General features: G+C 57.8%; 19 protein-coding genes. 6 read left to right on the top strand and 13 right to left on the bottom strand.

The window, feature by feature from the left end:
- Nucleotides 1-87 precede the first annotated feature (87 nt).
- The 3 genes from tuf to J2129_RS00765 are packed head-to-tail and all read left to right on the top strand — an operon-like array spanning nt 88 to nt 3,289.
- Nucleotides 88-1,365: a translation elongation factor EF-1 subunit alpha gene (gene tuf, locus J2129_RS00775; protein WP_209628699.1), complete on the top strand. Its 1,278-nt coding sequence runs from the start codon at nt 88-90 to the stop codon at nt 1,363-1,365.
- Nucleotides 1,366-1,384: 19 nt separating this feature from the next.
- A complete protein-coding gene (gene rpsJ / locus J2129_RS00770) occupies nt 1,385-1,693 on the top strand; it encodes a 30S ribosomal protein S10 (RefSeq protein WP_209628697.1) in 309 nt (102 codons plus the stop codon).
- A gap of 6 nt (nt 1,694-1,699) precedes the next feature.
- Nucleotides 1,700-3,289 carry a flippase activity-associated protein Agl23 gene (locus J2129_RS00765; protein WP_209628695.1) on the top strand — a complete coding sequence of 530 codons (1,590 nt, stop codon included), beginning with the start codon at nt 1,700-1,702 and terminating at the stop codon, nt 3,287-3,289.
- Nucleotides 3,290-5,042: 1,753 nt separating this feature from the next.
- Here the strand turns inward: J2129_RS00765 and ndk are convergent.
- The 8 genes from ndk to J2129_RS00725 all read right to left on the bottom strand — a co-directional run bounded on the left by ndk (nt 5,043) and on the right by J2129_RS00725 (nt 11,243).
- Nucleotides 5,043-5,492 carry a nucleoside-diphosphate kinase gene (gene ndk / locus J2129_RS00760; protein ID WP_209628693.1) on the bottom strand — a complete coding sequence of 150 codons (450 nt, stop codon included), beginning with the start codon at nt 5,490-5,492 and terminating at the stop codon, nt 5,043-5,045.
- A gap of 5 nt (nt 5,493-5,497) precedes the next feature.
- On the bottom strand, nt 5,498-5,689 hold the full coding sequence (locus tag J2129_RS00755) for a 50S ribosomal protein L24e (RefSeq protein WP_209628691.1): 192 nt from the start codon (nt 5,687-5,689) through the stop codon (nt 5,498-5,500).
- A 5-nt stretch (nt 5,690-5,694) separates the two neighbouring features.
- On the bottom strand, nt 5,695-5,901 hold the full coding sequence (locus J2129_RS00750) for a 30S ribosomal protein S28e (protein ID WP_209628689.1): 207 nt from the start codon (nt 5,899-5,901) through the stop codon (nt 5,695-5,697).
- 13 nt (nt 5,902-5,914) lie between these two features.
- Nucleotides 5,915-6,283, bottom strand: coding sequence for a 50S ribosomal protein L7Ae (gene rpl7ae / locus J2129_RS00745; RefSeq protein WP_209628687.1), 369 nt, complete (start codon nt 6,281-6,283; stop codon nt 5,915-5,917).
- 100 nt (nt 6,284-6,383) lie between these two features.
- Entirely contained in the window at nt 6,384-8,357 is a 1,974-nt protein-coding gene (locus tag J2129_RS00740) for a DUF2298 domain-containing protein (protein ID WP_209628685.1), read from the bottom strand.
- Nucleotides 8,347-9,318 (bottom strand): lysylphosphatidylglycerol synthase transmembrane domain-containing protein, encoded by a 972-nt coding sequence (locus tag J2129_RS00735; protein WP_209628683.1) that lies wholly within the window; start codon nt 9,316-9,318, stop codon nt 8,347-8,349. Before J2129_RS00735 ends, J2129_RS00740 begins: the two co-directional genes overlap by 11 nt.
- Nucleotides 9,302-10,018 (bottom strand): glycosyltransferase, encoded by a 717-nt coding sequence (locus J2129_RS00730; protein ID WP_209628681.1) that lies wholly within the window; start codon nt 10,016-10,018, stop codon nt 9,302-9,304. The genes J2129_RS00735 and J2129_RS00730 overlap by 17 nt, the downstream gene beginning before the upstream one ends.
- Nucleotides 10,011-11,243: an NAD(P)/FAD-dependent oxidoreductase gene (locus J2129_RS00725; RefSeq protein ID WP_209628679.1), complete on the bottom strand. Its 1,233-nt coding sequence runs from the start codon at nt 11,241-11,243 to the stop codon at nt 10,011-10,013. Before J2129_RS00725 ends, J2129_RS00730 begins: the two co-directional genes overlap by 8 nt.
- Before the next feature lie 133 nt (nt 11,244-11,376).
- Between J2129_RS00725 and J2129_RS00720 the strand changes: the two genes are divergently transcribed.
- Together J2129_RS00720 and J2129_RS00715 are read left to right on the top strand one after the other, a co-directional pair.
- Nucleotides 11,377-12,558 carry a tubulin/FtsZ family protein gene (locus tag J2129_RS00720; protein WP_209628677.1) on the top strand — a complete coding sequence of 394 codons (1,182 nt, stop codon included), beginning with the start codon at nt 11,377-11,379 and terminating at the stop codon, nt 12,556-12,558.
- A gap of 7 nt (nt 12,559-12,565) precedes the next feature.
- Entirely contained in the window at nt 12,566-13,711 is a 1,146-nt protein-coding gene (locus J2129_RS00715) for a hypothetical protein (protein WP_209628674.1), read from the top strand.
- Between the two features lie 437 nt (nt 13,712-14,148).
- Here the strand turns inward: J2129_RS00715 and J2129_RS00710 are convergent, their stop codons facing one another.
- On the bottom strand, nt 14,149-14,709 hold the full coding sequence (locus J2129_RS00710; RefSeq protein WP_209628672.1) for a hypothetical protein: 561 nt from the start codon (nt 14,707-14,709) through the stop codon (nt 14,149-14,151).
- Nucleotides 14,710-15,238: 529 nt separating this feature from the next.
- On the opposite strand from J2129_RS00710, the gene J2129_RS00705 reads away from it, so the two are divergent.
- A complete protein-coding gene (locus tag J2129_RS00705; protein ID WP_209628670.1) occupies nt 15,239-15,535 on the top strand; it encodes a hypothetical protein in 297 nt (98 codons plus the stop codon).
- Nucleotides 15,536-15,737: 202 nt separating this feature from the next.
- Here J2129_RS00705 and J2129_RS00700 read toward each other — a convergent pair whose 3' ends face one another.
- The 4 genes from J2129_RS00700 to J2129_RS00685 all read right to left on the bottom strand — a co-directional run bounded on the left by J2129_RS00700 (nt 15,738) and on the right by J2129_RS00685 (nt 19,197).
- A complete protein-coding gene (locus J2129_RS00700; RefSeq protein WP_209628668.1) occupies nt 15,738-16,385 on the bottom strand; it encodes a DUF5803 family protein in 648 nt (215 codons plus the stop codon).
- Nucleotides 16,322-17,527 carry a threonine synthase gene (thrC, locus tag J2129_RS00695; protein ID WP_209628666.1) on the bottom strand — a complete coding sequence of 402 codons (1,206 nt, stop codon included), beginning with the start codon at nt 17,525-17,527 and terminating at the stop codon, nt 16,322-16,324. The genes J2129_RS00700 and thrC overlap by 64 nt, the downstream gene beginning before the upstream one ends.
- A 219-nt stretch (nt 17,528-17,746) precedes the next feature.
- Nucleotides 17,747-18,460: a metal-dependent hydrolase gene (locus J2129_RS00690; RefSeq protein WP_209628664.1), complete on the bottom strand. Its 714-nt coding sequence runs from the start codon at nt 18,458-18,460 to the stop codon at nt 17,747-17,749.
- On the bottom strand, nt 18,457-19,197 hold the full coding sequence (locus J2129_RS00685; RefSeq protein ID WP_209628662.1) for a carbon-nitrogen hydrolase family protein: 741 nt from the start codon (nt 19,195-19,197) through the stop codon (nt 18,457-18,459). Before J2129_RS00685 ends, J2129_RS00690 begins: the two co-directional genes overlap by 4 nt.
- Between the last annotated feature and the right edge of the window lie 1,547 nt (nt 19,198-20,744).

The raw sequence follows: 20,744 nt of genomic DNA, 5'->3' as shown, positions 1-20,744 counted from the left end.
AATGGTTTATATAGATCAATGCCCAATATATGATACTCGCTTCAACCAGACTGTGTATGCAGTCCCATACATGAGTGGAGGATAACTATGGCAACTGATAAACCACACATGAACCTTGCTGTTATCGGGCACATCGACCACGGTAAGTCCACTACCGTCGGTCGACTTCTGTTCGAGACAGGAACCGTACCTCAGCACATTATTGAGGGCTTTAGAAAGGAAGCCGAAGCCAAGGGCAAGGGCTCCTTTGAGTTTGCTTGGGTCATGGACAGCCTTAAGGAAGAGCGCGACCGCGGTATCACCATCGATATCGGGCACAAGCGCTTCGACACCGACAAGTACTACTTCACGGTCGTCGACTGCCCTGGTCACCGTGACTTCATCAAGAACATGATCACCGGTGCATCCCAGGCCGACGCCGCACTGCTCGTCGTCGCCGCACCAGACGGTGTCATGGAGCAGACCAAGGAGCACGTCTTCCTTTCCAGGACGCTTGGCATCAACCAGCTCATCATCGGCATCAACAAGATGGATGTCGTCAAGTACGATGAGAAGCGGTACAACGAGGTCAAGGAACAGCTCTCGCAGCTCCTCAAGATGGTCGGGTTCAAGCCTGAAGAGATCCCGTTCATCCCGATGTCCTCATTCGAGGGAGCAAACATCAAGGAGAAGTCCGACAAGACCCCGTGGTACAAGGGTGTAACGGTCCTCCAGGCGCTCGACGCCCTGAAGCAGCCGGATAAGCCGACCACCCTGCCGCTCCGTCTCCCGATCCAGGACGTCTACACCATCTCCGGTGTCGGCACTGTGCCTGTAGGTCGTATCGAGACCGGTGTCATGAAGAAGGGTGACAAGGTCTCCTTCATGCCCGCCAACGTCACCGGTGAGGTCAAGTCCATTGAGATGCACCACGAAGAGATCCCCGAGGCGCTGCCTGGCGACAACGTCGGGTTCAACGTCCGCGGTGTTGGCAAGGGCGACATCCGCCGTGGCGACGTCTGCGGTCCGATCGACGCTCCGCCGACGGTTGTCGAGGAGTTCACCGCGCAGATCGTCGTGCTCCAGCACCCGAGCGCACTCACCGTGGGCTACACCCCGGTCTTCCACTGCCACACCGCGCAGGTCGCCTGCATGTTCACCGAGCTCCTCAGCAAGCTTGACCCGCGCACGGGCCAGGTCAAAGAGCAGAACCCGACCTTCCTGAAGGCCGGCGATGCAGCGATCGTCAAGATCAAACCGACCCGCCCGATGGTCCTTGAGAACGTCAAGGAGATCCCGCAGCTCGGTCGCTTCGCGGTCCGTGATATGGGTTCAACCATTGCAGCTGGCATGTGTGTCGCTGTCCAGGCCAAGCAGATGAGATAATCTGTAGATGGGTGAGGACATGCAGAAAGCCAGAATACGCCTTTCAGGGACCGACTACGACAAAGTTGAGATGGTCTGTGACAGGATCAAGGAGATTGCAGAGAGGACAGGCGTGAATCTGGCAGGGCCTATCCCCCTCCCCACCAAGAAACTGGTCGTTCCGATCAGAAAGAGCCCTGACGGAGAGGGTACTGCAACCTGGGATCGCTGGCAGATGCGGGTACACAAGCGACTCATCGACATCGACGCGGATGAGCGTGCTCTCAGGCAGTTAATGCGTATCCAGGTGCCAAAGGACATTGGCATCGAGATCGTGCTGGAGAGTTGATGCAAGGTGAGCGGCGGTCCAGCTCTAGGATCTGCCACAAAAATCCACCAATTTCTCTCTACTGAGAGAATCTTTTTTTTTATCCTGATACTTGCAGCAGTCCTGCGGTTTGCATGTCTTGACCTCAAACTCTTCCATCATGACGAGGCGATCCATGCCTGGTTCTCATATAAACTCCTGACCGAAGGGACCTATCTCTACGACCCGTCGTTCCATGGCCCGCTCCTCTATTATGTGACCGCAGGGATGTTCGCCCTCTTTGGAGACTCAGACCTGGTCGGGAGAGCGATACCTGCCCTCCTCGGCGTCCTGATCGTCGCCCTGGTCTGGCCACTGCACAAACTCGGCTATCTCGACCGGAGGCAGACGCTGGTTGCGGGGTTTTTCCTCGCGATCTCGCCCAATCTAGTCTATTTCTCCAGGTTTCTCAGGAACGATATCTTCATCCTCTTCCTCACCTTCGTACTCCTGCTTGCCCTCCTCCTCTACTTCGAGAGGGGTCAGGCCAGGTGGGCGGCCCTTGCCGGGATCGCAACCGGACTGGGTCTGGCATGCAAGGAGAATATGCCGATCGTCCTCGGGATCTTCGCGCTCTATATCCTCTATCTCCTCTGGACAGAGAAGGTCGTCCTGCCCTCCCACTGGAAGCGCGACTTTCTCCTCAGCATCCTTCTCCTCGGAGGGGTCGTCGTCCTCTTCTACTCCTCGTTCGGGGTCCATCCCGAGCGGGTGCTGACCTGGGTGCCCGACGCTGTCTCTCACTGGTGGGCGATGCACGAGCAGGAACGGATCGGCGGACCGTTCTTCTTCTATATCATTCTCTTCCTGCTGTACGAACTCCCGATCTTCATCCTTGCCATCGTCGGGATCGGCCAGTTCCTCCACGCCCGAAAAAAACAGGAAGAGAAGGACTCGATGTACTCCCTGGTCAGGACCTCTCTCCAGCAGGCCGGACTTTCGGTCCCCACGTTGCGGACCTTCGACAAAAAAGAGGAATTTTTCCGGTTCTGTATCGTCTGGATGCTCCTCTCCATCGCAGCGTACGCCTACATCGGCGAGAAGGTGCCCTGGCTCATCATCCACCAGCTCCTCCCGGTGGTCTTTGTCGCAAGTTATGCAATGACAAAGAAGAAGGCCCTCATCGCCCTGGCATCTATAATATTCCTGGCGCCGGTCCTCTGGCACGTGGCCTATGTCCCGGCCGACGTGAACGAACCGATCGTGCAGGTCCAGAACTCAGAGGATATGCGCGAGGTGATGGCCCTCATCGACGACTCGAATGCCACAGCCATCGCCTCGGACCGCTACTGGCCCCTCCCCTGGTATTATCGGGGCGACAAATCTGAGAAGATCAGTTATTACGGCCGAAAGATCGACGAGAATACCTTCAGGTCAGGGAAGTTCGACATGGTCATCACCTCTGACGAGGACACGTACGACTCCCTGCCAGGTTTCGAGAAACAGACCTACAACCTCAACTACTGGTTCTCCTGGTACGACAACAAAGACCGGGTTCTGGCATATTATTTCCTGAGAGACGGGAAGATGGGGAACATGCGTCTCGAGGTCTTTGTCAGGAACATGAGCACGGCCTGACGAGATCCTTTTTTTTGGCTCAGTGGAAACCCTCCGGATGGAACTCTCTCTGACAGGGGTTTGGCCACCCCCCGCACTCCCTGCACGAGCAATAGGTCGTGGACGGCAAATCTCTCTCTTCAGATCCACCGGTTCGCCTCCCCGATCCTATCTTCCTCCAGGGGGTCCAGGGGATGCGAGCGTACGCACGTTTGAGAAGATCTTTGATCTTCGATTAAGCTCATGGTGCAGGGATGTAGGAAGACTCTTGCCCCGGCGGAGCGACTCAAAAATCAGAGATTCTTCATTGATAGTTTGAGGCGGATCTCGCCTCATGCCCAATATCTACATCGCCAAGAAAAAAGGGTTTTGTAAGATTGCTCATGAGGCGGGAGCACATCTCCGCATCCTTTATGAAAATCTCTTGTCACTTGCTGTCTCATATCAAGACAGAAGAATCGGTGGAGACCGTGTTCACCGTGTTCACGTCGCCACCCCCCCACCCTATCCTCGTCGTGGGGGGCTCCGGGGGGACGAAGGTAGGGCCGGGAAGGCAGAGAGCGATCGTTCTGGGGGCGATTTTTCTTTCTCCGCATAGTAGTTATGAGGGAGATCTATGTGTTCGAATTCTCGGTCATAACTCCAGAATTGAACATAAGGATCATTTTCATGGTAAACCCTTTTGATCGTTCTCTTCGCCGGGGGGCGGCACGCCCCCCAAACCCCCCGCGCGAAGATATGCGGAGGACAGCAACTCGCCCTTTGTGATCATCGATTCACCTTCCCAGCCCTATCATCATCTCCGGGGATCCGGGCGGCACTCGCCCCCAGCATGATGGTGTGGGAAGGCTCATCGATCAGATTGATCTCCCTCAATCATTGAACGTTCACCATCATCTCGCGCTTGGGGATTGCACCCCCCAAACCCCCCACGACGGAGATGGGCGAGGGCGGCCATTCGATGATCGTCCCCCTCGGTGTCTTGCTCTGAAGCAGGGACAATAGATCAGTGCACGACCCAAAGATCCATGATCATTTTCATCCCATATGCCTGAGCCCAAAGATCATGTTGGATTCTACAGAGCTGAAAAGAAGGCTTTGTAGAAAACCCCATCTGTTGTAGGGAAAATGTGTGTCACCCGCCTTCTTCAATGACCATGAAAAGAGGATTACCGTCCGCCGCCTATCTTCACGCGGAGGGAGAGGCGACCAACCTCCCGGCAAAGAGAACTACCAGGAGAGGATCCCGCTGAAGAGAGATGCGAGACTGACGGTGTCTTCCCCCCTTCGTGAAAAGTATGACCCAACCCTCACCTTTCCTGGTCTTTTCTTCGATCGCACCTGGAGATGAAGAGAGGAGAAGACGGCAATTCCCACACCCAGATCATCGAATATACCACCAGGTGCAAGTGACGGGAAGACATGAGATCGATCTCCACCAGAAGCGATCAAAGAAGAGTCATTTTCTGGCCCTGTAGAAACCCCCACTTATCGTGGGGAAAATGCGTGTCATCCGCCTTCCCATAGCCTCGCGCCGGGAACTCTATCCCCGGACCCCGGGGAGGGAGATAGGGAGGAAGGCATTACGGGCAACTGTGACAGGAGTGCTGCCATCCTCGACCTCCCGTGTCGCGGGAGTTCGGGGGCGGCCAAACCCCCAGCCAGAGAGATTCATTAAGAGGAGTTTCTACAGAGCCCATATTCTCATTCTCTGGAAGCATCGCTGATAATAGAACCAAAAAATGGAGTGGGCCCTGAGTGGCCCTCAAGAGATTTACTCGTACAGGACCGGCTCGTCGATCCTGGTGTAGGTGACGAGTTCGTCCCTGGTGAAATGAATCCCAATCTCCCGGGCGGCGCTTTCGGAAGCGTCGGAGGCATGGATGACGTTCTTGCCGGTCTCCATCCCCATATCGCCCCTGATCGTCCCTGGTGCGGCCTCAGCCGGGTTGGTCGCCCCGACAAGCCTCCTGACGATCGCGATCGCGTCCTTGCCTTCCCAGACCATGGTGAGGACCGGGCCTGACATGACATATGCCTTCAGTGATGGGAAGAAGGGCTTCTCGACATGCTCGGCATAGTGCTCCATCACCGTCTCTTCAGAGAGAGTGGTCAGGTTTGCCGCGACCAGCTTGAGCCCCTTTGCTTCGAGGCGGGAGATGATCGCCCCGACGATGCCACGCTGGACACCGTCTGGCTTGATCATCACAAAGGTCTGCTCCACCAGGCTCACTCCTTCCCGAGAGCCTTGCGGCCGGCCTCAGTCCAGGCGACCTTACGGGGGACACGCCCGAGCTTGGAGTTCTTCTGGCACTTCGTGGAGCAGAAGTAGAAGAGCGACCCGTCCCTGCGGACGAAGAGCTTCCCTGTGCCTGGCTCCATTGCCTTGCCACAGAAACTGCACTTATAGGTGTCGACCATCCTTCTCACCGCCTCGACAATTTCTTCGCTTCGCGCTCAGTCTCAAGGAGCATCAGGATGTCGCCTTCGCGAATAGGGCCGACCGTGTTGCGGGTGATGATCCGGCCCTTGTTTTTCCCGTCAAGGATCCGGCACTTCACCTGCATGGCCTCGCCATGCATCCCGGTGCTGCCGATCACTTCGATGACCTCTGCGGGTGTTCCATCTGCCATTGAGCACCCTCCTTCAGGCCTTCAGTTCGGTGACCTGCTTCGCAACCTCTTCCACAAGATCCTTTGCCTTGCCAGGTTTGACGATGGCAGCGGCCGCCGAGCCGACGTTCAGCCCACTGGCCGCGCCGATCTCGTTCTGCTTGGTGATGAAGAGGTACGGGATCTGCTTCTCGTCGCAGAGTGGTGCGAGGTGCATCACGATCTCTTCAGGCTCGACGTCGCCGCCGATGAGCACGAGCTGGGCGGTGCCGCGCTCAATGCACTTGGTGGCCTCGTTGGAGCCCTTCTTGATCTTCCCGGTGTCCCGTGCGATTTCAAGCGATTCGAGTGCTTTGTTCTGGATTTCTTCCGGAACTTCAAATTTTACATAGGTCTTAGCCATAACTCACCTCATTCAGGAGTGCGTAGTTTTCTCCTTCATCAATCATCAGGTGTGATTGAACAGCCATAGTAGTTCAACAGGGAAACGGATAAATCTTCCTTCACTCCCGCCGATAGATGACCACATCCCCCGACTCAAAGACCGGCACCAGGCCTTCGGTCGGCAGGTCAAGGGCATAAATCTCGCGTTCAAGCCCGCCCACATAGAGGTGGGTCGCTCCATACCGCTTCATCAGGTCGAGGCTCAGGCCCGGCTCCTCATAGATCGTGCGAACGTCGTTTTGCCTCCCTGAGATGAGAGTCCAATTGCTCCGCCACATCTGTTCATGAAACGGCATCCCGAGAACCGTCGGGATCCCGGTATATGCTGAAACACGAGACCCATAGGCATAGTCCTTCTCCACCGCTTCGACAAGGACAATGTCGCCCTCCTTCTGGTTGAGCCATGCGATTCCCGCAGCGTCGCCGGGATGATGCTTCTGGAGCCATGCAGTCCCGTCAAGAGAGGCAGGACCGATACCCACGACCGGGATTGCAAACGGGACGATGATCAGGGCCGCAACGACAAGCGCTCCAAGTGTCCGCCACTGCCGCGCGGTGAACCGGTCGGCACCGCCCCGCCCTGCAAGCCACTGCCCGGCCCAGACCAGGGTGCCGATGCCGATAAGGAGCCATGCGACCGAGTAGCATTTGAAGACCGTGTTCATCCTGAGATAGTCTGCCCCCATATTGTCCTTGAGATAGAAAAACTCACAGAGGAGGACGATGACAAGTCCTGCAACCACGAGTATATCGGCAGGTGCGAGGCGGGTGCGGGTGAGGAGGACGGCAAGGGGGAGCGCGGCGATCGCCGCCGCCGGGTAACCGGCAAGGACGAGGACGACCGGGACCGCGAGGAGGTAGGGGCGCACCCTGAGGTCTGGTATGGTGAAGGCATAGATGAGAGCAAGGAAGAATCCGTGAAAGAGCAGGAACTCGACCGGGTCTGAGGCTGCCGTGACCACCCCAAACCCACTAAACCCGGCGCTGTTGAGCTGGAGATAATAGGGGGCATAGACCGCGACCCCCAGGGGCGGGACGGCCAGAAGAAACCTGGAGTCATGCTCCCGCCGCCAGATGAGATACCCCACACCAAGGGTGATGGGTGCGTACAGGAGAACGTCCCATGAGTTGATCCCCGGCATCGAACCAAGAGAGAGGGCGGCGCACCCGATGACGACCCAGCGTGCCTTCGAGGCAAGGTCGTGCCAGCGCGTGAGGGCATAGACGACCAGGAAAAGGAAGAAGGCCTGGTTGAAGATGTCCATCACGTGCGGGTGGAGGTCGCCCCAGAGAAAGGAGAAAAGGGTGTATTCGTTGATCGTTCCTTCGATGACCCTGCTGCTGTTCCAGAGGAGCGAGTGTGTGGTCCCCTCGAAGAGGAGGTGCTGGACAAAGGCCGGGTTCACAGCGAAGAACACCCCGAGCGGGAGCCATGCAAATTTCGGGATAAGAAGACGACCAATTGCATAGACCGAGACCGCAGCCACGCCGAAGATAGTCGGGAGGGCCAGGTTATAAACGACCGCCGACGGAACCCCCACGGTCACCCCAAGCATCCCCATCAGCCAGTAGCCAAGATAATAATAGATGTCCAGCACCCCGCCTGCAAACCAGGGGTCAGGTGGGGGGACACTCATAAAACGCATTGCCGAGGCGAGAAAGGCGTGGTCCATCGGTTTCTCGGCGTAGGCAATGGCCGGGTCAAGAAACCTGACCGCGAGGAGTATGGTGAAGAAGGAGAGAAAGACGGCGTCCCAGACGAAGGCGCGCCTCAGTTCGTCTGGCCGGTATGCACGCCTGTACAGGGCATACCCCCCCAGGAGGGCGAAGGGGACCAGAGCGACCTGGACCGGGAGCTCGATGAGCGCAGCATACCAGGTCAGCACGCCGAAGAGGAGAAGAGAGGCCGGATATGCGGCTGGATAGGCATAATCCTTGAAGGCCGGCCTGAGGGCAGGCCAGAGAGAGAGTTGGAGTATCTTGACCAGGAAGAGCCAGGAGAGGAGCATAAGAGCCTGGACCTCAGGGCTCACGCAGTTCCTCCTCTGAGATCCCCTCCTTGAATGAACGTCTCATCAGGGCGACCGACCAGTCGCCAAAGAAGTACAGCGCCCCCACCCCACCAAAGAGGGTGACCCCGTTCTTGATGAGATGGTCGACAACCGCGATGACGGTGGCCGTGGCCGGCGCCGTCCCGACAAGTTCAAAGGTGACGGCAAGGGCGAACTCATAGGTCCCGACTCCGCCAGGGGTGATCGGGACCGCCTTGACAAGGTTGCCGACGACGACTGCCAGCACGACCACGGCAAAGGGGATCTGCTCACCAAACATCAGGACAACGATGGCGCAGACCAGGATATCCACGATCCAGATCCCGACCGACGAGACCCCGAGGAGGAGTATGGCCCTGGGGTGAAGGGAGGCCTCCCTGATCTCTGAGAACATCCGAAAGATAATGCCAAGGATCCGGTTCTCTGAGGTCCGGTCGCCCATCACCCAGAGGAAGAGGGCGAAGGCGGCCCCCCCCGCGATCGGGAGGAGGATGAGAGGCAGGTACCATTCAGGCGTTCCCACGACAAAGGGGAGGGCCACCACGCCAAGGATGGCCACCGTCACCACGTCAAAGACCCGCTCCACCACCAGCGAAGAGATGCCCTGCGAGTAGGTCGCCAGTCTCTCGTGCTTGAGAATAAAGATCCTGACCAGGTCGCCGAGTCGCGCCGGGATGATCAGGTTTGCAGTCTGGGAGAGGAAAATACATGCCGTGGAGAAGGAGAGCGACGTCCTGATCGCCATCCCCCTGAGGATAACCTGGTACCGCCACCCGCGCAGTACCCAGGCAAGGATGCAGATGCCGGTGGCTATGGCCAGATAGATCGGCTCGATATGCGAGAGGGTCATGAGCAGGTCGTCCCAGACCCTCCAGAGCATATATGCAAGGATCCCAACGGCGATGACTGTCGGGACAACAATCGCACTAGTCCTTCGCCACATGCAGATGCCACCAGAGCCCAAGGATCTGCGACCCCATCGAGAAGACGTCCTTGAACCGCACCGTCGTCCCTGGCCCCTGCCGCCAGACCACCGGGAACTCCTTGATCACGTAGCCAGCATGCTGCCCGCGGACCAGTACCTCGGTGTCCCAGAACCAGTGAGGGGCGGTTACGTGGTCGAGGAGAGGGAGAACCCGGTCGCGGTTGAAACCCTTGAACCCACACTGATGGTCATGAAGGCGACTGCGGAGGATGGTCCTGACCAGGAAGTTGTAGCCGCGACTCGCGACCTCGCGCCCGCCGCTCCTGATGATCTCAGAGTCAGGGAGGAGACGCGATCCGGTCGCGATGTCGGCCCCCGCCTGGATTGCCCTGACAAGTTCCTTGAGATGCACAAGGTCGGTCGCAAGGTCGACGTCATAATAGCAGACCGTGCTATAGCGCGCTGATGCGATCGCCCGGTTCAGGGCCTTGCCGCGGCCAAGTCTCTCGTCGGCATGGAGGAGGCGGACTCTCGGGTCTTTCCGGTGCCAGGCCTCCACGAACTCAGGGCTCCCGTCGGTGCTGCCGTCCTCTGCGACGATCACCTCGAAAGCATCGGTGATCTCTGCAAGGGCGGTGGCAGATCCTGGGATTGCCTTTTCAAGTGCGGTTCTGTCATTGAAGACGGGGAGAATGACTGAAACTCCTTCTTCAGTCATCGTGGCCTCCCCTGATCCGGTCGGCCACCTCAAGCCCGGCAATGATCGACCCTTCCATCGAGCGTTCAGGGTAGTTGGGACGCGAGAACATCCCGGCAAGGTACAGCCCGCGCCCCTCGTAGGCCGGGATGAGCCCGGCAAATCCGGTGGTGTACACCGGGCCGGCAAAGTGTTCGACAGCAAGCTCGCTCCAGTGGATCGCCTCTTCAGGTATCGAGAACCTCCGCCTGAAGTCGGTGAGCATCCGCTCTTTCAACCCTGGCACCGGTTCGCCGGCAAAATACGAGGCAAGATAGACGATGTCCTCGCCGTAGCGTGATCGAGGCGCAAAGTTGGTGTGAGTGACCACGGCCCCGTACGGCGCCTTGTCCTTCATATTCAGCCAGTAGATCCCGTTGGTCACGTCCCGGTCAAGCCCGATGGTCATGCAGGCCGCGCCCTGGTACGGGATGGAGGAGAAGGTCTCGTCCCCGCTGATCCGCCTGATCTCCTGCGGGGGGATGGTGGCGAGCACGGCATCATATGCCTGGCCGTTCACCAGCCACTTCTCACCCTTCTGTGCAAGGGAGGTGACCGGGGTTCCCTTCTCGATCGTACACCCTTTCTCGAGAAGCCGCTCTTCAAGGCCATCGATGAGGAGGTGCCAGCCCCCGTTGAGGTAGCCGAGCCGCTCCCCCTCGACCCCGCGGTCAGACCTGATGGCAATCCTGGAGATGAGCCATGCGGCTGAGACTTCGTCGCGCCGGTCTCCGAATTTGCTACGGAGGAGCGGTTCGAAGAATGAGGTGTAGATGCGCTCGCCGAGGTGTGTTCTGATATATTCCCCGGCCGGGACATCGTCAAGGGGAGCGAGATCGATCCCCTTTGCCCTGAGGGTGAGCACCCCCAGACGGGCTTTATCGAGAAAGGAGAGGTGGGGGTAGCGCACGATCTCCATGGGACTTGTCAACGGGTGGACCTTGCCGTCCACATAATATCCAGTCGAGCCCTTGAGCCACTCAAGACGATCCTTAAGCCCGAGATCGTCCAGAAGGGAGAAGAGATGATGGTCGCCAGCAAAGCAGTGGTGATAGTACTGCTCGATCCAGTAGCCGTCTCTCTGGTACGACGCCATACATCCCCCGAGAAGTGGTTTTTTCTCAAGGATGGTAACCTCAGAGGTCTCTGAGAGGGGGAGGGCGGCGACAAGGCCGGTGAGCCCACCTCCTATGATACAAATATCCATATTCTGCAATACTGTGTATCATCAAAAGCGCATAAGAAAGTTTTTGAACTCTGGAGAGAACTGTACTATTAGCTAGATACCAGCTACATAGTGTCCTTGCATCTGTGGTAGCCGACTGGATGGTGTAAACTGAATGAGGGTATTTTTCATAGGATTCGGTCAGGCTGGCGGTAAAGTCGTTGACATGTTCATCGAGCAGGATCGAAGATCCGGCTCGAATAACTTCAGGGGTATCATCGTCAACACCGCTCGCACTGACCTGATGGGACTGAAGAACATCGAGATGAAAGATCGGATTCTGATCGGTCAGACCGTCGTGAAAGGGCACGGGGTAGGTACCGACAATGTCACCGGCGCCAGGATCGCCGCCGACGAGATCGATTCGATCATCAACGCGATCGATACGCGGGGCACCCATGACATCGATGCCTTCGTCATCGTCGCCGGGCTTGGCGGGGGTACCGGGTCAGGTGGGTCTCCGGTTCTCGCCCGCCACCTGAAGCGGATTTACCGTGAACCTGTCTATGCCGTGGGTCTTCTCCCGGCCCCTGAGGAGGGAAGACTGTATACTTACAACGCAGCCAGGAGTCTTTCGACCCTTGTCCATGAGGCAGACAACGTCTTTGTCTTCGACAACGCCGCCTGGAAGAACGAGGGCGAGAGTGTTAAAAACGCCTATTCCAGACTGAACGAAGAGATTGTCCGTCGTTTCGGCGTCCTCTTCCGTGCCGGCGAGGTTGGGAAGGCGGGCGTCGGCGAGATGGTCGTCGACTCCTCTGAGGTGATCAACACCCTGAGAGGCGGCGGGATCTCCAGCGTGGGATATGCCGTTACCGAGGTCGTGAGCGAGCGGACCAAGAAGAAGAAGGGGCTCTTCGGTGGTCTGCGCGACACGTTTGCGAAGGAAGAAGATACCGCTGAAGAGGTGCTGACCGGAGAAGACAAGTCGGCGAAGGTGATCGCCCTGGTCAGGCGTGCGATGCTTGGCCGTCTCACTCTCCCCTGCGATTATTCGACTGCAGAGCGCGCGCTCGTGCTGGTGGCGGGCAATTCGTCTGAGATGGACCGGAAAGGAGTCGAGAAGGCGAAGAGCTGGGTCGAAGAGAATATCGCAGGTGTCGAGGTGCGTGGCGGCGATTACCCCGTGGACAGCAACTATGTCGCGGCGGTCGTCGTCCTCTCCACCATCGGCGAGGCGCCGAGGGTGCGTGACCTCTTTGAGATCGCAAAGCAGACCAAGGAAGAAGTGATCAGATCAAAAGAGAAGCGTACCTCAATGTTTGACGATGCAGGGATAGACCCGTTGTTCGAGTGAGGGAAAGATGAAACAGATTGTCGGAGTGTTGATTGGACTGCTTGTTGCTCTCTGCTGTGTCCAGGGGGCAGCAGCATCGAGTTATGTCGATGGAGGAAATTATGACCTTAGCAGGGCGCCTGACGTGGACCCCGCGTCTGGCGACCTCACCCCCGGCCAGAAAGCAACGGCCGGAATGACCATCAACTTTGAGGGCAGCGGAGATGACACCTTCCCTGATGATGAGGTTCTTGAATTCTACTCTGAATTCGAAAACCCTAAGTGGACTTATTCCCTGGAAGTGGATGGAAGAGATGTTTTCCGTGATCCAAAGGTCTCTTCGTCCAGATATCTCCGTATCCTCGGATGGGATCTCGCCTATCCTAAAGACAACACAGATGTCGTTCTGAAGGTGACCTTTGAAGGAAAAGCTCCGACAGTGACCAGCAACCAGGAGAAGGTGCTGGTCAGGATCACCCAGGTCAACGATGAGGAGAAGGTCGTTTCAAACAGTGAATACACCCTGAAACGTAAGGTTGTAAGCCCTCAGAACGTAGATTCAAATCTCAAGACTTCTAAGGGCCGGCTTGATGCCCTGGGGACTGAGATCGAGGAGAAACTAAAACTCGGGGTCGACACTGCAACCGCCCAGAAAAAGTACGATGAGGCGAAGGCCGCGCTCAACAGGGCCGACGCCACCACCGACTATGCCGCAGCAGCTGCGGACCTGACCACCGCAAAGGAGGCAATGGATACCGCCGAGTCCGAACTCTCGAAAGCATGGGCCAGGACAGAGATCGACGATGCCCAGGCAAAGATCAATGAGATCGATGGCCTGGTCACCTACTTCGAGAACGAGAGAGGCATGAAGACTGACCAGCGGGTGGTCAGTCTTAAAACACAACGCGATATCGCGGCCCAGTCCCTGTCTGCAGCAAACGACAAGATGAATGATAAGAACTATGCTGCAGCCAGGATAAAGGGAGAAGAGGCCGACAAGAAGGCATCTGATACGCTGGACTTCGGGAACGCCCTCAAAGAAGAGGTCGGCGCGGGGTTCTCCCTTGAACTTGGTTCATGGCCCCTTTATATTGGAATCGGGGTGCTGGTGGTCCTGATTATCGTCGGGGTCGTGCACTTCAGGGGCCGGAGAAAGTGGGACGAACTGGGATAATATTTCATCCTTTTTCAGCTCCATTCTGCCATCCAGGCATTGATCTCTTTTTTTGGGCTCTGTAGAATCTGGCATGAACCTTCCGGGTTCACGCATATGAGATGAAAATTTCTTGTCGCGTGGTCTCTCTTTTTCAAGACTGAAGAGCAGGGGAGGATCATGTTCACTCGACGCAACCGTCTTTCTTCGTCATGGAAGGGGTCAGGGGGGTGCACCCTCGCCGGGGCGAGACGGCAGGAAAGATCCTACGAGTGGGGGCAGCACGTCGGATCATCATGCCTTCCCACACCCTCGTGCCGGGGGCACGTGCCGCTCAGAGGACCACAAGGATCAAGATTTAGGACCCAGAATCGCCCCCCTCAGCGCGTATGATGGGGAAGGCAGGGAGTCCACACTCACACAGAGAATTGGTGAAGGTCTCTACAGGGGCCATTTAATCAGAATATTCCATCTCCACTTTTCGGAGTGAGGAGCATACATAATTCTGAGAGTGACGAGAGACCTTCCATGGCGTCTCCAGACCGGCGCCACGGAGTTGTCCAGTTCATCCACTTATCATCATCGTCTTCTCTCTCTGGTTCAACTGCCTCTGCCGAATCATCAATAGCCGTCAGATGTACTGTATAGCCTTGAAAAGAATCTATTTTCATCCCCGACTCAAAGAAACAGAGACTTGCATTTTTATCGAGAACCACCAGCCCCGGGGTTCTTTCCACCTCTTCAGGACTCATCGTGTAATTGGGTTCTTCGATGATGATCTCTTTGTTATACATCGACATATCACGCGGTTCAACCCATTGATCAAAAGAATCAATCCAGCTTCCGCCAGACTTATCAGCACTGACCTGTGGAACAAAGATCGCTCCGATGAGGACTACTCCCAGAAGCACACCCCAAAATCGTGCTCCGATATGTTTTCTCATTGTTCTTTCTCCCACCTTTCCAGTGGAAAAATGATACCCTCTTCTGAATAGTGTTCTCTCTCCCTTCACCCCCATCTGGAACTCCCGAGTGTCTGGAGGATGCTGGCAGGATTTCGTTCAGGAGATCAATGACCTTCCTACACGAGGAGATATATCCACAGGCATATATCATTTATGGGCTCTGTAATAATCCTCAAAGTTGTTATCTCTGCGGGGGGTGCACCCCCAGGTTCCCGGCGTCACGATAGAACTGGGGAGCGCACCCCCCCTTCATGTCCATCGATTGTGCCTTCCCCTCAATCTTCATCCTTGGGGGTCCAGGGGTGGAGGTCCCAGGCGCGAGACGGCGACACACGTCTCGCGAAACGCATATCCATACACTCCCTAAAGCCTGAACATTCCCTCAAACCGAAGCACTCCTTTCCAGAAATTTTGAATGCATATCTTCTGCCGGGGGTGTGCCGCCCCCCAGTCCCCCTGCCTCACAATTGGGAGAATGAAGGTAACCTTGAAGCAGACGGCATGCACTCGATCCAGAATAGATGACCCTCGCCAGATCTATCCTTCAGCGATTCCCCTCCAATCGCCATTCCCTGGGGGTCCGGTGGAGGAGAGGGTTTCGAATTTCTGGAAGGATGCATTTCAGTTCGAGAAGATATTCACCCCAGGAGAGTTCTGGGATATGCTCATCGAGTGTATCGTACTTGGCCTTCTCATCGCAGCGATATCGGTCGTGGCCTACACCAGGAGGGGTGACGAGGAGGTAGTCGGGCACCGGTGCTGCTCAGGAAGAGCAGTGCCCAATACCTGGCGGGCTCCTGATCGGGATCGACCCGGCGATCTTCCATGCAGAGGCAAACTCCACCCACCAGGCAGAGATCAGTCTCTCGGCATCTCATGAGTGCAGGCCAGGCACCTATACCTGAAACAGGACGCCGGGATCGCGAAACGCTGGATCGAGGTCACGGTCGTCTGAAGATGTCCTGAATTGAAGGAGAAAAAAGAAACTAAGAACCCTGTATTGAAGATGCCCCAGGGCGGCGGCAGGCACGAGGGCGGTGGCCCCGATGAGCCCAGGGGTTCCAGGGTTGAGTCGGTCTTAGTTAGGGCTTTTCAGGCGGAGGGATCTCAGGCGGCCTCTGCCGGCGGAGGAGCAGGTACGGGAAGAGGAGCACCGCCGCAACCGCCACCCAGACAGAACCGAAGATATAGAGAAGTTGTTCCTGACCTGAGTCATAGAAACGGACTTCAGCGTACCGGGTATTCTCCCACTGGACCATAGTAGTCCCGTTTTCTTCCTCCTTTACCTCGGCACCGGTGCTTGTCCACCCGAGGAGGGGGTTGGAGACCATGAGATCTTCTGGCAGGGTGAGGGTGATATTGGAAGGTTCGGTCATGAGGACCTGGAGGTCTCTGCTCTTGACCTCGGCCTCATAGCCCACGGTCACGTTGCCCTGCTCGAAAGAGACGGTATTTTTATTCTCCCAGGTATAGGTGCAATTTGTCCCGCATTCCCCGGAGACCGTGACATTCTCCACCTCCAATGTGAGGGTCTCACCAAGATGCCCTGGTTTCCAGAAGGAGTATTCACTCTCGTTGACAAGGGTGACCGCCCCCTGGTAGGCATCGCCTCCAGGGAGCACCTCGACCGTTGCATTGAAGGCCGAGACTGGCACCGCAAGCGTGATTATAAGTGCAAGACAGAGAGCAAGGCCTGCTCGGTGGCCTCGATCTCGATCGGAGGCTGACATTGTTTGATCACCGTCTCTGGATCTTTGAGGAGGTGCCCGGTCACGACACAGACAATCCGCTCGTCCCTGTCGATCGCCCCTTCCTCAACAAGTTTCTTGATCCCCGCGACCGAGGCCGCAGAGGCGGGTTCGACCCCGATCCCCTCCTTCTGGGCAAGATCGCGCTGCATGCTGAGGATCTCTTCGTCGGTCACCGCCGCGGCCGTGCCGCCGGTCGCCCTGATCGCGGTCAGGGCCTTCTCGGCATTGACCGGTGCGCCGATCCTGATCGCGGTGGCCACGGTCTCAGGGTTTGCCTGGGGCACGACCTCAGGGAGACTGCCTTCGACGGCCTGCACCACAGGCTGCGAACCGGCCGCCTGGATCCCGGTCATCATCGGGAGGCGGTCGATGAACCCGAGACCTTCGAGCTCGCGCAGCCCCTTGTAGGCCGCGGAGATGTTGCCTGCGTTCCCGACCGGGAGGACGAAACGGTCGGGGACGTCGCCGAGCTGGTCGACGGCCTCGAACGCGATGGTCTTCTGTCCTTCAAGACGGTAGGGGTTGACCGAGTTCAACAGATAGATCCCGTGTTTGATACAGAGCTCGCGGACCAGTTCAAGGGCGCGGTCGAAGTTGTCTTTGATTGCGATCACTTTGGCGCCGTGCATCAGGGCCTGGGCGACCTTGCCGAGGGCGACTTTGCCTGCCGGGAGGAGGACGACTGCCGGGACGCCGGCTTTCGCCGCGTATGCAGACAGACTGGCCGAGGTGTTGCCGGTGCTCGCACAGGCCACGCTCTTCATCCCGAGCTGGAGGGCCATCGAGACCCCGACGGTCATCCCCCGGTCCTTGAATGAGCCGGTCGGGTTCATCCCTTCATGCTTGGCATAGAGGTGCGGGAGACCGAGTTCTTTCCCGATCCGATCCAGGTGGTAGAGGGGCGTGCCCCCTTCCTGGAGGCTGACCGGTTTGATGGTGACCGGGAGGAGTTCCCGGTAGCGCCAGACCGAGAGGGGGCGGCGGGCCCACTCGTCCTTGGTCACGGAGATGGTATTCAGGTCATATTCGACGGTGAGCAGGTGTCCACACTTCGGGCATGTATAGATGATCTCGCCGGGCGCGTATTCGGCACCACAGTGGATGCACGAGAGACGATACATAGGAGAATGTTGGTCGTCCGGGTAGATGAAAATTCGGCTTGGGGGAGGAGATCAGGATTGGTCTGGGTTGGTGCCAGTGCCGAAAATTTCGGCCGGGTGATGGACGATCCTGATCCTTCATGAAGACGATACAACCCTCTCCAATCTTCTCTTCTCCAGGAGAGAGGCGAGAGTGGTCTTGATCAAGGGGCCGTCGCACCCCAGGCGAAATCCATCACCCTATCTCCCAAACCGACTGACGATCAGGAAGACCACCCAGAGCACGCCGGCGGTCGCCGCCCCACTCCAGGGGACGAACTCTGCCGGCACCAGGCCCATGACAGAGGCCGCGAAGATACCGACCGCCCCCGCGCTCATCACCCCGGCATAGAGCATCGGGCGGCGGTCGCCGTTGCCGGTGGTGATCCCCCCCCGTGTCCGGTGCCCTGAGAAGGGGAAGAGCCAGGCAACCCCGCTCTTCGTGCACGAGTCCTCGAGGAGGTGGAAGACCGCTCCACCAAAGAGGCCGAGGAGGAAGGCCACGACGGTCTCGTTCCAGGGGAAGCCAAGCAGTGCCGTCCCGAGGAGCCAGGCATAGAACCCGACGACCAGGGTCATCAGGACGAGCCCGATCACAGAGTGGAGGAGCCCACGGTGCCTGGGCATCCCGCGCTCGCCGAGGAGAAGGATGAAGGGGAGCGAGATCGGGTAGTAAACAAGGTACTTGATCCCGTAGCCGAAGATCGGGAGGAAGTAGACCCGTCTGTTGCGCCTGCCAGGCATACGGGTGTGAAAGATCGCCGAGTCGTTAGCGTCGGCATCGGGAGCAAGCGCACCGATGAAGACCCCGAAGAGGGCGGCGACCGTCCACCCTGGCGGGATAGTGAGCAGGAGCGGGGCCAGGACCGTTGCGGCCGTTGCAAGGCTGATGCTGAGGTGTTCGTCACCTTTCACCGTCTGTCCTCCCACTGTGCATAGAGAGCAGGCCTCCGGTCTCTCATGATCGGGATCGAGGCGCGCATCCCGGCGACCCTCGACGGGTCGAGCGCACCATAGACTATTCTCCCGCGCCGCTCTCCGATCTGATCGCCATCAGGGGCGACGATGCACGACCCACCGTACGCGTTCGCGCCCGCCAGATAACATCCTGCATCAAGGGCCCGTGCCCTTGCCAGGACAGCCCATTGGGAGCGTCTCTCACGCGGCCATGCCGCCGGGACGAGGATGCACTCGACCCCGCACCCGGCATAATGAAGAAAGAGTTCAGGGAACCTGAGGTCATAGCAGATCGCAAGCCCGAAGCGGACGCCGCCGGCATCAAAGACCGCCGGACGGTCGCCTGCCGAGCAGGTCTGATCTTCACCCAGGGGGGTGAAGAGATGGACCTTGGCATAGCGGGCATGGACTTCGCCGTCAGGCCCGACGGCCCAGGCGGTGTTCTGCGGCATCTCCTCTCCTTCCATCGAGGACCCGACGACCCAGACCCCATGACCGGCCGCACTCTCTGCAAGGGCCGGGAGGAGGGAGGGGGCGGCCACCGGGTGCACCGGCGACCACCCCGTCGCAAACTGCTCAGGGAAGAGGACGAGATCGGCCCCGGCGCGGGCGGCGGCGGCGATGCACCGGGCGGCATGCACAAGGCTCTCGGCCACCGTCACCCCTGTCTCGACCTCGGCACAGCAGATCTTCATGACGCCGTCCTGAGATCGGGTCTATTTTCCGGTCTGGTTAAGATGGTCCCTGCGCGTGGGGGAGATGCCGCTGCACGCGACGTGACGACGATGGTCCCCGACGAGATCGCCAGGGATACACGACTCAGGAGGGCGCCGTTCATGGGAAATCAGTTGTAGTTCTGTGGGTTAATGTCTTTCGAAGGTCCGGGGTTTTGCAGAAGAACTCCTCTCTCTATCAGGTTCACCCGCAGATTGACCCGTCGAAAAGGGGAAATGGATGAGTGGTGATGATGGAGCGCTCCCTCCACCCGTCATAGAGCGAGGAGAGGAACCAGGCGGTGAAGCCTCACAGGTGGAGATGAACCCTGATCTCGGAGGGGCGAGCCCACCCCGTCTTCATCTTCCATCAATTGGCCCTGTAGAATTTAGCATGTGGTGAGCGGCCTCAAGCGCACTTGATGACAATGTAACTTTGTAGGGCTCTGTAGAATCGATCATGAACCCCCGGCTCACGCATACGCGATTGAACACGGTCGCGGGTCTCCAGGGCGTGTGGATCCGTACCCGCCCCTTCAGCACAGGACATTATGTGAGATCGCCGCCTCACTGCCGCCCCTCAGTTATCTTCGTCCGTGGGGGTCCGACGGCACCCCCTCAGGCGCGAGACGACGGTGAAGATATGGTGATGAGGGGGCTGATCATTCTGAGAGGATTTCTGGAGTTCGTAGATCAGGTCTGGAGGAACCCGGTGAGGAGAAATCATCATACAAACTTCCGGGTTCATCGTCAGGATCATTTTCATGGAGGTCATCCCAACACTCTCCTGCCCTCCCCCACGCTCCTGCCGGGAGCATGAAGGAAGGCGGTTGAATCATACTCGAACTAAGAAAAAGTGAGTTCTGTAGAAACCCTCACCTATTGTGTGGGGGATGTGTGTCACCTGCCTTCCCACCTCTTTGGCCGGGGGCGCCGCCCCCAGACCCCCGAGATCACGATGCGATCTGGAAGGCAGAATAGATAACCCTAACAAGTGCGTTGCAGTCCACAACCAATCGTGCTCGCGGGGGGTTTGGGGAGCGGCCAAGCCCCCGCAGAGAGAACTGTCCAAAGAGTTTCTACAGAGCCGAGTTTATCAAACCTCTTCAGGACTGATACACAGATTGCAGAGAGATCTCCTGAATGATCGAGCCTTTGCCTTACCGGCCCAAGAGAGAAGAAAGCAAGCGACGGGAAATTTTCATCCAGTATGCTTGAAGCGTGCCCTCGCTTCATGTCCGATTTTACAGAGAGCATATCCCAAAACCCTCTGAGGCCTGAATTGAAACACTCCTTTCCATGAATTTTGAATGCGTATCTTCCTTCCGCCGGGGCGCTGCCGCCCCCGGGGCCCCCCGCAGAAGATAGGGAGGAGGACAGTAATCCCTCTTTCGTGATTATCACAAAGACGCCATCCTCCTCCTATCGCCATCCCGGGGGTGTCCGGGGGCAAGAGCCCCCGGCACGAGTGTGCGGGAAGGCCATAGGTGTTTCTTTAGGTAGGCTACGAGAGGGTGAGGATCTTTCAA

The sequence above is a fragment of the Methanofollis sp. W23 genome, assembly GCF_017875325.1.
Classification (GTDB): Archaea; Halobacteriota; Methanomicrobia; order Methanomicrobiales; family Methanofollaceae; genus Methanofollis.
This window is presented reverse-complemented; position numbering and strand designations above follow the sequence as displayed.